Source organism: Marnyiella aurantia (assembly GCF_014041915.1).
Lineage (GTDB): Bacteria > Bacteroidota > Bacteroidia > Flavobacteriales > Weeksellaceae > Marnyiella > Marnyiella aurantia.
Genome location: NZ_CP059472.1, coordinates 414,570 through 429,100 on the forward strand (window position 1 = coordinate 414,570; position 14,531 = coordinate 429,100).

Genomic DNA, 14,531 nt, shown 5'->3' on the forward strand with positions numbered 1-14,531 from the left:
TAGCTAGAAATTTGGTGGGCAAATGTTTGAGTAATCCAGGGCGTCTATGCCTTCAATTCGGGTCCAGTTGGGCTGCGAGCCGTCGTCACCGCGCAGAAAGACTGTCTGCTGACCATTATACTTTGTATTGAGGCGGGAGCTGAAATTACTCACCGGGTACTGACCAAAACAAACCGTGATCCTCACGTCGGAAATTCCCTGATGCTCCGCATGAGATTTTACATAGTCCAGAAAACTCTGCACAACACTCAGTTCAAAACTGCATTCCAGGGTGTCCGGTGCATCTTCAGGCCGTTCAGCATTAATCAGCGCATAATTATTTTCCTTGTATGTCGCAACAAGTTGATGTTCCTCCTGCAGTGTGAGGAGGTGATCCTGTAAATTACCCATCATTTGTGTTTTAGTGTTCAAACAAATTTATGGTATATTTGAGGTTTACAAAACAGGAAAAACACCTTTTTTATGAATTCTGCCTCAATTCGTGACCGATATACCTTTTTTCGGACACAATTACCTCCGGAAGTCAAACTTATTGTAGTTACAAAGACCCATCCCGCGGAAACCTTACAGGAACTATATTCATTCGGACACCGCAGCTTCGGTGAAAACAAGGTGCAGGAATTGATTTCTAAACAAGAGGTGTTGCCGGCAGATATTCAATGGCACCTCATTGGACATCTTCAAACCAACAAAGTAAAGCAGATTGCAGGCTTCATCCATCTGATTGAAAGTGTGGACAGTGAAAAACTTCTGCAGGAAATAGACAGGCAGGCAGAAAAGAATGACAGGAAAATCAATGTTCTGCTACAGGTACGGATTGCCTCCGAAGACACTAAATTTGGACTGGAAATTTCTGAAGCCAAAGAACTTTTCCAGAAATGGACGCAAGGGCATTTTCCGAACGTGGAAATTTGCGGCCTGATGGGGATGGCTACCTTTACCGACAATCAGTCCGTTATCAGAAGGGAATTCAGCACCCTGAAACAACTTTTCGATCAACTGTCAGTTCGGCATCCACTGCAGACTCTTTCAATGGGTATGAGCAGCGATTACAGGCTGGCCATAGAATGCGGCTCCAATTCCGTGCGTGTGGGTTCTGCCATATGTGGCGATCGGGATTACAGCAACTAATCACACTGGAAAATATTCACAGGAAGCTCCTTACCCAATAGGAACGGTTTTTGTTACACATCCAAACTTAACATTAAAATAATTCAATCTAGCTCTTATGCAGAAAATCCTTATCGTAGAAGATGAAACCGCTATTTCAAGTGTGCTTCAAAGTATTCTTTCAGACGAATTACCAACACATGAATTTATTATAGCCGCCGACGGGCTTGAAGGCTTTAAATATATTGAGAAAGAGGATTTTGACCTTATCATTTCAGATATTAAGATGCCCAAGGTTTCTGGTACAGAATTGCTGAAGCAAGCCCTGCAGGTAAAACCTGAGTCCACGTTTGTTATGATTTCGGGTCATGCGGATATTGATACCGCTGTGGATTGCCTTAAGGAAGGTGCATATGATTTTATCTCGAAGCCAATTGACATCAACCGTCTTATTACAAGTGTTAAAAACGCCCTGAACAAGGAAAAACTCGCAAAAGAGAATAAAACGCTGCAGAAGGAAAATTCAACGCTTAAGAAAAAGGTGAGCAAGAAATACCAGATGATTGGTGAAAGCCCTGCCCTGAAGAAAATACACGACATGATTGCGAAAGTGGCTTCATCCGACGCAAGGGTCCTGATTACCGGTCCCAATGGTGCAGGAAAGGAACTGGTTGCTCACGCCATACATTCACAAAGCGAAAGAAGCCGCGGACCCATGGTGGAGGTAAACTGCGCCGCCATTCCGTCTGAACTGATTGAGAGTGAACTTTTCGGACATGTAAAAGGATCTTTTACCGGTGCTATAAAAGATAAGCAGGGGAAATTTGAACTTGCTCACAACGGAACCATATTTCTGGATGAAATTGGCGATATGAGTCTTATCGCGCAGGCTAAAGTCCTTCGCGCGCTCCAGGAGAGCAAGGTTTCACCAGTAGGTAGCGACAAGGAAATTAAAGTAGACGTCCGTGTCCTTGCTGCTACAAACAAAAACATGCAGAAAGAAATTGAAGCAGGCAGATTCAGGGAAGACCTTTATCATCGTCTCTCAGTTATAGAAATTTATGTTCCGCCATTGGACGACAGAAAAGAAGATATCAAACTTTTGGTTGATTATTTTGCCAAAGCGCTGGCCGATGAACAGGGAACTGCTCCAAAATTCTTTGAAGAAGGTGCACTGAAAAGTCTTGAAAGCTTCTCCTGGACCGGGAACATCCGTGAGCTTCGTAATATTGTAGAGCGACTTATTATCCTGGGCGGCAATACAGTAACGGCAGAAGATGTAGCCGCATTCGTACGAAAATAATTTTCAATTACACACAACGTTATAATCATAGTTTGCAGTAATTTTACTGCAAACTTTTTTTAATGCTCCTTAACCGAAAATACACCAAAGAAGCGCTTATACTTGCAGTACCGGTAATGCTCACTCAGCTTGGGCAGGTTTCGGTACAGCTTTTTGACAATATAATTGTGGGCAACCTGCTCGGTGCCAAGGCACTTGCCGCTGTTTCACTGGGCAATGCCGTATTCTTTTCCGTATTTGTTTTTGGACTGGGAATCTCATTTGCAATTCCACCGCTTATATCTGAGGCACATGCCCAAAAAAAACACCAGCGGATCAACTCCGTATTCCGTCACGGTTTTGTGTTGAATCTATGCGTAGGAATACTGTTAATGCTTTTATTACTGGGCTTTATCCCCATTCTTCCTTACCTGAATCAGCCTCCTGAAATCATACCCGACACCCAGGATTACTTATTCATGATGGCACTTAGCGTATTGCCGTTTATGGCATTTCAAACCCTGAGAGAAGTATCCGAAGGCTTAGGGTATACCGTGGGTGTTACAGTCGCAACAATTATTGCCAATATTGTAAATATTGGCCTTAACTACATTTTGATAAAAGGCATGTTCGGCTTCCCGCCTATGGGAGTAAAAGGTTCGGCCATTGCCACACTTGTTGCCAGGATCTTTATGTTGGTTATGCTTTATTTCATCTTGCGCAGGCATGAGACCACCCGACGCTATATCACAGCATTTACGCTTAAGATAAATGAATTGCGGATTAAAATGTTCAGCCGAATGCTGAAACTGGGTTTACCTACTGCATTGCAGATGTTTTTTGAAGTAACCGCATTTGCCGGAGCTGCATTTATCTGCGGTCTGGTGAGTGCCCGCGATATAGCCTCACATCAGATCGCATTAAGTATGGCCTCCTTTACATTTAACTTATGTATCGGTTTCAGTGTGGCCTCCACGGTTATGGTAGGCCGCAAAATGGGAGAAAAGAACTTTGTAGAACTGCGCCGGCTGGGTATTAACAACCTTAAGCTGTCCTTTATTTTTATGACGGTGTGCGGTCTGTTCTTTATTTTCGGCAGGGAAATTCTGCCAACATTTTTTACCAGGAAAGAAGATGTAGAAGTTATCCTGCTTGCGTCCCAACTGTTAATTATTGCCGCCTTATTTCAACTTTCAGACGGAGTACAGGTAACAGCGCTTGGAATACTTCGGGGTATTCAGGATGTTAAGATCCCAAGCATACTTACATTTATTGCCTACTGGATTATCACCATCCCTCTCGGATATTTCCTTTGCATAACGTTGGAAATGGGTGCGTTCGGAATGTGGATTGCCCTGGGTCTTGGACTCACCATTTCGGCAGTGATGCTTGTAGTAAGGTTCAACAGACTGTCGGCTAAAAAATAAGACAGCAGGCTGCCTCCTTAAGCCAGCTTCCTACCTCTTGATAAACCGGAAAGATTGGTCACCCAGCTTCAGAATATAGACACCCGGTTGAAGGAATGTGACGTCAATTCTTCTAACCTTGTTTGCGGTAAGTGTTACGGTCTGTAAAAGCTTACCGGAAAAATCCAAAATTTGTGCTTCTGACGCATTATTTATATCCTGCCCTGCGAAATACAGCACATCGGCTACAGGGTTTGGGTAAATAACAATATCTTGCCCGGCCGTAGTATAGCCTTCCTCAGAAGCCGCCAATGTCCCCAGGTTCTGACAGTAATCCGTAGGATAGCTTTGCCATTCTGACGGTGTGAAAACGGTATTCGGCTGAGTTGTGTATTGCCTGTACAGTGATACATCTCCCAAACTGTTAAAGACATCTTTGGAACCAATCGCATCAACCGTCGCGTTACCATTGTATGCCAACTCCACATACTGCGTCCCAGTATATGTTAAGGGATCTGAAGCAGTGACAAATTTAGCCTGTTCATTGCTGTAGCAGTTGAAGGTCGCCCGTGGATTACGGACAACGAACGTTTCCCCCGCCGCAGCCTTTCCTTCCAGCTGAAACGCTTCAGAAAAATAGTAGTTACCGTTTACAGAATTATAAAACTGGATTCTTAAATTATAATTGTTAAGGTTCACTTCGTGACCGGTGTTATTGGTAATTTCTACCGCATTATTAAATCCGCTGCCGTCAATAAACTTGGTGATCATCAGGTCTTTGGCAAAAGAATCGCTGTATAGTGTAGTGGCAGAAATCTGATTGGTGTGTGGCGATTCCAGGTAAGCCTTATCATATGACTTAACAGTAAAAGAATATGTCGTTTCAGCAGTCAGTCGGTCAAGTGTAACAGTGGTGGATTTGGTACTTGTTGTGGGGACGGGATTCCCGTTTACATATACATGATAGCCTAAAACATCTGTGTCGGGACCCGGAGTCCAGCTCAAACTCACAAAATGTGCTCCTGTGCCTGTCACCGTAAGGTTGGACGGTGCTTGTGGCGGAATACTGTCCGGAGTCTCAGACCAAATTAAATCTACCCAGCCGGGCTGGTCAATAAAGGGATTTCTGTTTTTCTGGATACTGTAAACTGCCTCGTTCCGCTCTATTTCCCGCGTAGAAACCGGGTCATTATTGTGCCATTGTTTCAGCATCTCAAGATAACCGGGATCAAATGCGTATTCTGCAGTACCGTTTAATACGCTGGTATCATTTGCCGGTCCCGAACCGGTAGCATAATTAAATGACTTTAACTTCGATTCATATCTTACAGAAAAGTACAGTATCATGCGGGCCACATCACCTTTATAAGCGTCCACAAGCTCATATACCCTACCCGTGTAGGCATAGGCCGGCGTATTATCATTCTGAATCTTTGATGAATTTGTAAAGGTGTAGAAAGTTGTACCTCCTCCTATGGCGTGCGGATAGTTACTCCTCAACTGGTTAATGCGGGCATCCGTAGGAACCACGAAATGTAAATCTGAATACATAGGATAATAACTGTCGAATGTACTTTGCGGAATAATATGCTCCCGGTTGTAGCCATTCCCTTCGGCTGATGCTGAACCGATCAGCTGGCTTACAGTATATTCATAGACATCCGGGCCACCGGGAACTTCAGAATAAATATCAAGTAATATATCGGTATTTGTGATGTCATGATCATCATAACGGTCCAGGTCGGTAAGACCGTAGTAGGCTGGCAAATCACCATAATTCCAGTTATAATTTCTGGCGATGATTTCGTGCAGTTTGGTCTTGAGTGCATAACCCGACAGCGCAGCAGTTCCGTTATAGTAACCTGGCGGCACCTGTGAGAAAAGTACAGCTGGCATAAAACTGGTTAAAAAGGCAAGTTTATTCATCTGGATTTAAAGTGTAAAAGTAAGAATTTCAAATATATGGAGGTGAAAATCTGAAACTGTCGTCAGCATATGCGCCCACATCTGATCTTTAAAGCCTGGCTACAGCCTAATACCGGATAAACGCTAAATATTTTTTCCGATTCGGCTACATTTTAAGTATATTTGGCGACAAAACAATTTTATGGATATCCAGATGCAAGACAACATCAAAATGGTAGCAGAAACTGCAAGAGATTTTGCTGAAAAAAATATTAGACCAAATATCATGGAATGGGACGAAAGTCAGACATTCCCTGTCGAACTTTTTCACCAGCTTGGTGAAATGGGATTCATGGGTATCGTAATTCCCGAGGAGTACGGCGGTTCCGGTCTTGGCTATCATGAATATGTAACTATACTGGACGAAATATCTCAGGTTGACCCATCTATCGGCCTTTCCGTTGCGGCTCACAATTCTTTATGCACCAATCATATTTACGAATTCGGGACGGAAGAGCAACGCCACAAGTGGCTTCCAAAACTGGCTTCAGGTCAGGTTATCGGCGCCTGGGGTCTTACCGAACACAATACAGGATCAGACTCCGGTGGAATGAGCACAACTGCGGTAAAAGACGGTGACGACTGGATCATCAGCGGAGCTAAAAACTTCATCACCCACGCAATCTCCGGTGACATTGCAGTAGTAATGACCCGCACAGGTGAAAAAGGAGCCAAAAACAATTCTACGGCATTTGTCCTGGAAAAAGGAATGGCTGGATTCACTTCAGGAAAGAAAGAAAACAAACTGGGCATGAGAGCGTCTGAAACCGCGGAACTCATCTTTGACAGCGTTCGTGTACCGGATGCTAACCGTCTTGGCGAAGTTGGTTCAGGCTTCAAGCAGGCAATGAAAATCCTGGATGGCGGACGTATCTCCATCGCAGCATTAAGCCTTGGTATAGCGCGCGGTGCTTACAAAGCAGCCCTTAAATATTCATTGGAAAGACATCAGTTCGGTAAGCCGATCAACAGTTTTCAGTCTATCAATTTCATGCTTGCTGATATGGCTACAGAAATTGACGCGGCAGAACTTCTTATCCAGCGTGCTTCCAACCTTAAAAACGCAAAGAAACCGATGACTAAGGAAGGGGCGATGGCAAAACTTTACGCTTCTGAAGCATGTGTACGTATTGCCAATAACGCGGTACAGATCTTTGGCGGCTACGGTTATACAAAGGATTTCCCTGCAGAAAAATACTACAGAGATTCAAAACTTTGTACTATTGGCGAAGGAACTTCCGAAATCCAGAAACTGGTGATCGGCAGAGAAATATCCAAATAAACACAGCAAACAATTTATTCAGGCACCTCGCAGAGGTGCTTTTTTTGTTGGATACTATTGGAAATAATGCGGAAAGTGAATGTTTCTGGCTCACAAATTCTGCTTGAAAATAATGTCTGAAATTTTAAAAATAAGGGATGATTTTAAATTTCAAATATTTATTACATTTATATCTTAAAAGCAAATGCCATGGCGACTGAAAATATTTCCGGCAAACCCTCATTAGCAGCCACAATTACTGCAGTTGCCACACTTATCACTGCTGTCGGTGGCCTGATATACGCACTTAAAACCGGAAATTTATCGGCTGAAGGCAATAGAGAGGAAGTAAAATCCGCTGTTGCCCTCCGCGCGCAGAAGGTCGAAAAAATCCTGAACGGCACGGTGGGTAAAATGCAGGCGGTATTTACATTAACATTTAATAATAGTTCGGTAGCCGGCTCATACTATTATAATGCTCGACCGCAAAAAATCTATGACCTCAGAGGGACACTAAACCAAAATGAATTACACCTTAATGAATACACCAAAGGTGTTCTGAGCGCGAAATGTGTTCTGGAATCCGGTCAGGACGGCTGTTACACGGGAACAATGTATAATACTGACGGACGGGTTTTTCCAATGCAACTCTGTGAATGAAACCTTAATCATTTTTATTCCGGCCAAAACAGAAATCCTAAAAGGCAGTCAAATTATTTCAGGTACCTGAACAGAATCTTTACCTTTGGCAAAATTTTACTGAATGGAAAAAATTGACAGTCTGAATATGGTAGCTGAGTTTCACAATACATTTAATGCACCTGTGCTGGACAGGCCACAGATACCGCCCAGGGAAAGATGTGATTTGCGCGTCGCCTTACTGCAGGAGGAACTCAACGAACTGAAGCAGGCTATTGAAGATAATGATTTGGTTGAGATTGCCGATGCACTTTGCGATCTGCAATATGTACTTAGTGGCGCGGTTTTGGAATTTGGTTTGGGAGAGAAATTTCCGGAGCTTTTTGCCGAGGTGCAGCGCTCAAATATGTCCAAGGCTTGTGCAGATGAAGAACAGGCATTGGAAACCGTAAAGTATTACAAAGACAAAGGAGAAGAAAGCTTTTATGAAAAATCCGGTGATAAATTCAACGTACACCGTAAATCGGACAATAAAGTGCTGAAAAGTGTACACTACTCTCCCGCAGACCTTAAAACAATCTTAGAAAATTAAAATGAACAGAATAATTACCTCCATTCTTATAACAGGTGCGCTTTTCCTGAATTTCCAGGCATGTAAAGCCCAGACGGAGGCCAAACTAAATGTGGAAACCGTAACCGAAGGCGACGGTAAGATGCTTCTTGGTCCCCAAATGCTGACCCAGTTCGATAACGCACCTTATAATGACTGGTTCGGCAAAGAATATCTTGAATATGCCTTGGACAGTAAATCCATTGCTGAACTGCGGAATCATAACTGGAACAATATAAACATGACCGTTTTTGTAGGTACCTGGTGCTCCGACAGTCACCGCGAATTTCCACGGCTCATTAAAATCCTGAATGAGATTAACTTTCCGGTAGAAAAACTGACAATCATTGCGACCGACAGAAAGAAACAGACTCCGGGCGGCGAACATGCCATCTTCAAAGTGGAGAAGGTACCCACAGTTATCCTCAGCAAAGATGCTCAGGAGCTGGGTCGAATTACAGAATCCCCGTTATCCGGTTATCTTGAACGTGACCTGCTGCAGATTTTGAAAGGTAAATAGGTAACAGATTTATATATTGAAGAATACAAATGTCATAAAAGGAATCCTGATTGGCGCTGCCGCCATGCTGATCATTTTTCTCATGTTCCGTCGCTGCACCAAAGTAGTGGAGGAAAAAACACGTAACGATTATTACATTCTGAAAAACCAGATTACCAAAATGAATAAAATGGTAGTCATGGAGCAGGATTTCTCAACAATGCAGAAAACCAAGGTGGCCTTTGAAGTCTTTGGCAGAAAAATGTCCGAGAATGAGATAATGGCATTTACCAAGACCAATGCCCAGGTTTCCTATAATTTGAACAAACTGGTGATGGAAGTGGATTCTGTGAACAGGAAGCTGATCATTAAGGAAATTCCGCCGGCCGATATCCGGATTACCCCTGTAGTGGAAATACAGTCTATGGACGATTCCTTCTTCAACAGGATTGATGATGTGCAAATCAAAAAGGTTACAAAAGCCGCTAAAGATGATGCTTACAAGCGCGTAGACCAAAACAGGCTGCGCAGCGAAGGCCGGAAGCAGCTGATGGATAATCTGAACAGTATTTTTGTACTCGCAAAGGCTTTGGACTACACCATTGAAGATGAAACCCGAACGCTGGACCTTTCGGACCTGTCTAAATTATAATGAAAATTTGCAATCGCAGATAGATTGGCACTGAATTTTCAGACTTCTGATCAATAAATTTACTACCATGGAAAAAGAAAAAAATGTTGGCGGATCCAAAGACGGAAAATCAGACGTAAAGAAGGAAAACCAGGATTATCAAAACGTGCCTGCTTCATCCGAAAAAGTAAAAAGCGGCGGCAGTATGAAAAAGGAAGTACGGGAGACCTCAAAAACACATAAAGACGGGAAAACCCACAATAATGATGAACACAGCGGAAATTGATTTCCGCTTTTTTTGGTCACGTAATATGCAGTTTTAGAGCCCATATTTCAGGACGGAATTTATCCGCGTGCTGCTGTGCAGTTGATGCGGATTTTCGTATTTTTGCATCTTAATTTTGTCTAAAGTATATGGTAAAGATCACTCTTCCGGACGGAAGCATCAGAGAATTTGAGAATGCGGTAACACCGCTCGAGGTGGCAAAATCTATTTCGGAAGGTTTGGCAAGAAACACAATTTCCGCGGTGGTAAACGGTACACAGGTTGAAGTTTCAACAACCATAGATGCCGATGCCACGGTTCAGCTGCTTACCTGGAATGATGATCTTGGCAAAAAAGCCTTCTGGCACTCCTCTGCTCACCTGTTGGCCCAAGCCATACTTGATTATTACCCGGCCGCAAAGCTCACCATTGGTCCTGCCATTGAAAATGGTTTCTACTATGACGTTGATTTTGGTGATGAAACCCTGAGTGAAAAGGATTTTGAGAAGATTGAGAAAAAAATGCTGGAGAACGCAAAAAAGAACTCCACCTTCAGCCTCTATCCTGTTTCCAAAGCCGACGCGCTGAAAGAATATGCAGACAACCCTTACAAAACCGAACTTATATCAAATCTGGAAGACGGTCAGATTACCTTCTGCAGCCATGATAATTTCACTGACCTTTGCCGTGGCGGACATTTGCCGTCCACTGGAATCGTGAAGGCTGTAAAAGTGCTGAACGCTGCCGGAGCTTACTGGAGAGGTGATGAGAAAAACCCGCAACTTACAAGAGTTTACGGAATTTCCTTCCCAAAACAGAAGGACCTTACCGAATATATGGAAAGGCTGGAAGAGGCCAAGCGCCGCGACCACAGAAAACTTGGAAAAGAACTTGGTATTTTTGCTTTTTCTGACAAAGTAGGTGCCGGTTTGCCGCTTTGGCTTCCAAAAGGTGCCGCCCTCAGAAAAAAACTGGAGAACTTCCTTTCCGACGCACAGAAAAAAGCAGGTTACGAATTTGTAATCTCACCGCATATCGGTTCCAAGGAACTTTACGTGACGTCCGGTCACTGGGATAAGTACGGTGCCGACAGTTTTCAGCCAATAAAAACTCCAAATGAAGGCGAAGAGTTTATGCTGAAGCCAATGAACTGCCCTCACCATTGCGAAATCTATAAAGTAGGTCAGTGGTCTTACCGCGACCTGCCAAAGCGTTTTGCTGAATTCGGAACGGTGTACCGTTACGAGCAGTCCGGAGAACTTCACGGTCTTACCAGAGTGCGCGGATTTACCCAGGATGATGCTCACCTGTTCTGTACACCCGACCAACTGATGACCGAGTTTGAAGGCGTGATAGACCTTGTAATGTATGTTTTCCGGAACCTTGGTTTCGAAGATTTTGTAACCCAGGTTTCGCTTAGAGACCCGGAGAACAGAGAAAAATATATCGGCAGCGATGAAAACTGGGAAAAAGCGGAGAACGCAATAATAACGGCCGCTAAAAACAAAGGTTTGAACACCATTGTCGAATACGGTGAAGCCGCTTTCTATGGTCCGAAACTGGACTTTATGGTGAAGGACGCTTTAGGCAGAAAATGGCAGTTAGGAACCATTCAGGTGGACTATAACCTGCCGGAACGTTTCGACCTTACTTATATAGGCAGCGATGGTGAAAAACACCGGCCCGTAATGATTCACCGTGCACCTTTTGGCTCCATGGAACGTTTCATTGCCATACTGCTTGAAAATACGGCTGGAGATTTTCCTCTTTGGCTGGCACCGGATCAGTTTATTATCCTTCCTATTTCAGAAAAATATTTAGAATATTCTAAAAAAGTTTCACATTTATTGGAAAATGACGATATTAGCGGCTTGATTGACGACCGTAATGAAAAGACCGGAAAAAAGATCCGGGATGCGGAGATCAACAAATATCCGTTCATGCTTATCGTAGGAGAAAATGAAGAACAGTCCGGCACAGTATCTGTAAGGAGACGTGGCGAGGGTGACCTGGGGACGATGACCATTGAGGAGTTCACCGCTTACTTTAAGAATGCCTCGGCACTCAACGCTGAGTTCGGAGCGTAATTCCGGATATTTGAATAAAGAATAACTTAAAATTTAAAACAATAGCACAGAAATTTAATTACCGAGGTAGAGGCCCACAAAGAAGGGTGCAGGAAGATTTGCATCAGATCAACGAAAAAATTCGGGCTCGTGAAGTCCGTTTGGTGGGCGATAACGTGGAACCGGGGGTTTATCCGCTGGCAAAAGCACTGGAAATTGCTAAGGAACAGGAACTTGATCTTGTTGTAATTTCGGACAAGGCAGAACCGTATATCTCGCGGATTCTGGATTATAAAAAATTCCTTTACGAGCAGAAGAAAAAGACCAAGGAACTTAAAGCCAAGCAGGTAAAAGTGGTGGTTAAGGAAATCCGTTTCGGTCCGCAAACAGATGACCACGATTACGAATTCAAGAAAAAGCACGCCGAGAAGTTTCTGGAAGAAGGATCAAAGCTGAAAACCTATGTTTTCTTCAAAGGCCGTTCTATCATCTTTAAGGATCAGGGAGAAATCTTGTTGCTGAAACTGGCCCAGGAACTGGAACACGTAGGCAAAGTAGACCAACTGCCAAAACTTGAAGGCAAGCGTATGATTATGATGATGAGCCCTAAGAAGCCGGCGAAATAATTAGATAATTTTAAGATGTGATAATTTGCTTTTACATCGAAGATATAAAAAAGAGACTTGAAGGAGTCTCTTTTTTTTGTTTGCTATAAAACCTTGGGGATCACTTACCGAAGCTACTACCCTCGCCTGCCTATTTAATTACATTTTCAATTTCTCAAATAGGATCGTCTTCCTATTCTTCCAATTTTCTAGCGACTGATTGATGTGGATGTTAAACAGTTTCACCATCATCTTCCATAATGGTATTTTTCCAAATCGTATTCAAAAGTTGACACGGTTATATTCCATAATTTTAGAGTTTGTACCGCCCTTAGCTTTCCTTTATTTTCCGTTACAGTCAGTTTGTCTGTGAATGATGGTATATATTTGCTCCAGAAATTTCCCTTAGAATCATTCAGCAAAAAGTAAAATCCCGCATCGCCAAAGCGCTCCCCGGATGAGTTTAAAATGGGTTCGCCACTATCCCCTACTGATGGTTGTAAAATTACCGTCGCATTTCCTTTTGGGAGAGGAAAAACAGCTTTAACACAAGTATTACCGGACGGTACTTTGCACGTACTGTAAATCCCTGAATAAATAATTTTCCCTGTTAACCTGAATTTACGCAACCACAGCGTATATTTTAATTCTCCGGTTTCCCTGCAAACCAATTTTATTATTTCACTTGTAAGATCTTCAGACTTATGGATTCTATTTACGGGAATATTCAACTGGTTAATTCTTTGACTGAAGAGTCGGTTTACTGAGTAACCAAATAGTTTGAAAACCGGATTCCACTTTACTTTGAACTTTAATCTATATGCAGAGGTGTTCTCATAAAAATCAATCACATTTTTAGACAAGCTAGAAATCTCGTGTACAGATAAATTTAAATTGTTAATTGAATCCAGCAATCCCGCAGATTCGAAGTCTTTTACAATTTCTAAGTTTTCTCTTTCTGTCAATTGCTCAATAAATTTCTCACCGATACCATTTATTTCTCCAAAGGGACCCATAAGCCATAAATTCTGCGAAGGGTTAACTCTGCGCCCGAAGCTGATCACCCATTGTTGAGTAATCCAGTCCTGGAATTTCTGCATACGATATGCTACATTCATTTGTCTCAGCTCTTTGGAATATAGGATGAATGACCATCCCATTCTCCATGTTCAGATATTGGCCTGAAACGCATTGTGGTAAACTCAAAATGGAAGTCTTTTCTTTCCCGCTCCTTCATTGCGTGTAGATGTGCTTTGGGACGTGACATGTTGCTGTGCCCACTAACCATATCCGTCATATACTTTTGCGTTTTCCAAATTGAAAATGTAGAAATTAGATTTGGATACCGGATCGAAGCTAAAGATAAGGTTGTATTAGCATTATCCCGAACCTGCTTTTCCACTGGTCTGCCCCACTTCAGAAACCTGGGAATCTGCCTGTACTTCATCCTGGCAATAGTCACCGCAACCATGGGATTATCTTCATTAATTATTTTCTGCATATCGGGTACTTGAAATCCTGAAATGCTTCCCCATTTTCTGAGATACTCTAAACGAATGTGCCAGCCCTCTGCAATCTGATTTCCTCTCTCATTTAAGCGGAGAAAATCATCCAGGAAGGTTTCATTTTCCCACTGTGCAAACACTATAATTTTTCGGTTAAAGAATCTTGACTTTGAAAGCAAGCGGGACCCTAAAACCATTTCGGACATTACTTCCGCATGAATAAGCCCTTTGGTATCTGCTGGCTTGATGGGAAAAAACAGCATTTTAATTGCTGCAATAGTTGGGAGTTTTACAAGATGATAGGAAAATACGGTCATTGGCAGGTCTTCACGGTTGCTTATGTGTTGATGGTCAGAGTTTGTTAGAATTCAAATATACAAAGTTTCACTACCTCCGGATAGCTTATGGATGTATTAATCTCTCCGCGTGAGGGATCGCAACGGTTACCCCGCAGGCCCGGGCGCCGCCAGGCGCCCGGGACGAGGAGTATGAGTGCAGAGCCCGGCGCGAAGGAGCAAACGCAGCGCAGCGCAGTGCGCGACTGAAGCGACACGCCCAAAAACGAACTCTAATCAGGAATCAAACTAAGTAAATGCTTTGTAATTGCATAGAAAGTCGTACTTTTGCAGTCTGAAAACTGTGCTTTGCTCAGGCAAGTGCGGGATGAAGACCAAACAGATATTGATA

General features: G+C 43.0%; 15 protein-coding genes. 11 read left to right on the forward strand and 4 right to left on the reverse strand.

Annotated elements, in window-relative coordinates; translation table 11 throughout:
* Positions 1-3 precede the first annotated feature (3 nt).
* On the reverse strand, positions 4-393 hold the full coding sequence (locus H1R16_RS01850; protein WP_181885934.1) for a hypothetical protein: 390 nt from the start codon (positions 391-393) through the stop codon (positions 4-6).
* A gap of 69 nt (positions 394-462) precedes the next feature.
* On the opposite strand from H1R16_RS01850, the gene H1R16_RS01855 reads away from it, so the two are divergent.
* The 3 genes from H1R16_RS01855 to H1R16_RS01865 all read left to right on the forward strand — a co-directional run bounded on the left by H1R16_RS01855 (position 463) and on the right by H1R16_RS01865 (position 3,819).
* Entirely contained in the window at positions 463-1,131 is a 669-nt protein-coding gene (locus H1R16_RS01855; protein WP_181885933.1) for a YggS family pyridoxal phosphate-dependent enzyme, read from the forward strand.
* A gap of 97 nt (positions 1,132-1,228) precedes the next feature.
* Entirely contained in the window at positions 1,229-2,413 is a 1,185-nt protein-coding gene (locus H1R16_RS01860) for a sigma-54-dependent transcriptional regulator (RefSeq protein WP_181885932.1), read from the forward strand.
* A 62-nt stretch (positions 2,414-2,475) separates the two neighbouring features.
* Positions 2,476-3,819, forward strand: coding sequence for an MATE family efflux transporter (locus H1R16_RS01865; RefSeq protein ID WP_181885931.1), 1,344 nt, complete (start codon positions 2,476-2,478; stop codon positions 3,817-3,819).
* Between the two features lie 30 nt (positions 3,820-3,849).
* Here H1R16_RS01865 and H1R16_RS01870 read toward each other — a convergent pair whose 3' ends face one another.
* Positions 3,850-5,694: an endonuclease gene (locus H1R16_RS01870; protein WP_228451031.1), complete on the reverse strand. Its 1,845-nt coding sequence runs from the start codon at positions 5,692-5,694 to the stop codon at positions 3,850-3,852.
* Positions 5,695-5,917: 223 nt separating this feature from the next.
* On the opposite strand from H1R16_RS01870, the gene H1R16_RS01875 reads away from it, so the two are divergent.
* From H1R16_RS01875 to infC, 8 genes are all read left to right on the forward strand, one after another.
* A complete protein-coding gene (locus H1R16_RS01875; protein WP_396652431.1) occupies positions 5,918-7,045 on the forward strand; it encodes an acyl-CoA dehydrogenase family protein in 1,128 nt (375 codons plus the stop codon).
* A gap of 189 nt (positions 7,046-7,234) precedes the next feature.
* Complete coding sequence (locus H1R16_RS01880) at positions 7,235-7,684, forward strand: hypothetical protein (RefSeq protein ID WP_181885928.1); 450 nt, start codon at positions 7,235-7,237, stop codon at positions 7,682-7,684.
* Positions 7,685-7,787: 103 nt separating this feature from the next.
* Positions 7,788-8,255 carry a pyrophosphohydrolase domain-containing protein gene (locus H1R16_RS01885; protein WP_181885927.1) on the forward strand — a complete coding sequence of 156 codons (468 nt, stop codon included), beginning with the start codon at positions 7,788-7,790 and terminating at the stop codon, positions 8,253-8,255.
* Position 8,256: 1 nt separating this feature from the next.
* Entirely contained in the window at positions 8,257-8,793 is a 537-nt protein-coding gene (locus H1R16_RS01890; protein WP_181885926.1) for a thioredoxin family protein, read from the forward strand.
* Between the two features lie 16 nt (positions 8,794-8,809).
* Positions 8,810-9,424 carry a DUF4230 domain-containing protein gene (locus H1R16_RS01895; protein ID WP_228451030.1) on the forward strand — a complete coding sequence of 205 codons (615 nt, stop codon included), beginning with the start codon at positions 8,810-8,812 and terminating at the stop codon, positions 9,422-9,424.
* Between the two features lie 67 nt (positions 9,425-9,491).
* Positions 9,492-9,689 (forward strand): hypothetical protein, encoded by a 198-nt coding sequence (locus tag H1R16_RS01900; RefSeq protein ID WP_181885925.1) that lies wholly within the window; start codon positions 9,492-9,494, stop codon positions 9,687-9,689.
* A 128-nt stretch (positions 9,690-9,817) separates the two neighbouring features.
* The gene (gene thrS, locus H1R16_RS01905; protein ID WP_181885924.1) at positions 9,818-11,755 is read left to right on the forward strand and encodes a threonine--tRNA ligase; all 1,938 of its coding nucleotides are present in this window, start codon (positions 9,818-9,820) and stop codon (positions 11,753-11,755) included.
* A gap of 98 nt (positions 11,756-11,853) precedes the next feature.
* Positions 11,854-12,360 (forward strand): translation initiation factor IF-3, encoded by a 507-nt coding sequence (gene infC / locus H1R16_RS01910; protein WP_181885923.1) that lies wholly within the window; start codon positions 11,854-11,856, stop codon positions 12,358-12,360.
* Between the two features lie 227 nt (positions 12,361-12,587).
* Here the strand turns inward: infC and H1R16_RS01915 are convergent, their stop codons facing one another.
* A complete protein-coding gene (locus H1R16_RS01915; protein WP_181885922.1) occupies positions 12,588-13,457 on the reverse strand; it encodes a hypothetical protein in 870 nt (289 codons plus the stop codon).
* A gap of 5 nt (positions 13,458-13,462) precedes the next feature.
* Entirely contained in the window at positions 13,463-14,161 is a 699-nt protein-coding gene (locus H1R16_RS01920) for a hypothetical protein (RefSeq protein WP_181885921.1), read from the reverse strand.
* Positions 14,162-14,531 lie beyond the last annotated feature (370 nt).

What these genes read in the sequence shown, in the direction of transcription:
- H1R16_RS01900 (WP_181885925.1), top strand. Translation starts at nt 9,492, where the DNA reads ATGGAAAAAGAAAAAAATGTTGGCGGATCCAAAGACGGAAAATCAGAC.
- H1R16_RS01875 (WP_396652431.1), top strand. Translation starts at nt 5,918, where the DNA reads ATGCAAGACAACATCAAAATGGTAGCAGAAACTGCAAGAGATTTTGCT.
- H1R16_RS01870 (WP_228451031.1), bottom strand. Translation starts at nt 5,694, where the DNA reads ATGCCAGCTGTACTTTTCTCACAGGTGCCGCCAGGTTACTATAACGGA.
- H1R16_RS01865 (WP_181885931.1), top strand. Translation starts at nt 2,476, where the DNA reads ATGCTCCTTAACCGAAAATACACCAAAGAAGCGCTTATACTTGCAGTA.
- thrS (WP_181885924.1), top strand. Translation starts at nt 9,818, where the DNA reads ATGGTAAAGATCACTCTTCCGGACGGAAGCATCAGAGAATTTGAGAAT.
- H1R16_RS01850 (WP_181885934.1), bottom strand. Translation starts at nt 393, where the DNA reads ATGATGGGTAATTTACAGGATCACCTCCTCACACTGCAGGAGGAACAT.
- H1R16_RS01880 (WP_181885928.1), top strand. Translation starts at nt 7,235, where the DNA reads ATGGCGACTGAAAATATTTCCGGCAAACCCTCATTAGCAGCCACAATT.
- H1R16_RS01855 (WP_181885933.1), top strand. Translation starts at nt 463, where the DNA reads ATGAATTCTGCCTCAATTCGTGACCGATATACCTTTTTTCGGACACAA.
- H1R16_RS01885 (WP_181885927.1), top strand. Translation starts at nt 7,788, where the DNA reads ATGGAAAAAATTGACAGTCTGAATATGGTAGCTGAGTTTCACAATACA.
- H1R16_RS01920 (WP_181885921.1), bottom strand. Translation starts at nt 14,161, where the DNA reads ATGACCGTATTTTCCTATCATCTTGTAAAACTCCCAACTATTGCAGCA.
- H1R16_RS01890 (WP_181885926.1), top strand. Translation starts at nt 8,257, where the DNA reads ATGAACAGAATAATTACCTCCATTCTTATAACAGGTGCGCTTTTCCTG.
- H1R16_RS01860 (WP_181885932.1), top strand. Translation starts at nt 1,229, where the DNA reads ATGCAGAAAATCCTTATCGTAGAAGATGAAACCGCTATTTCAAGTGTG.
- H1R16_RS01915 (WP_181885922.1), bottom strand. Translation starts at nt 13,457, where the DNA reads ATGAATGTAGCATATCGTATGCAGAAATTCCAGGACTGGATTACTCAA.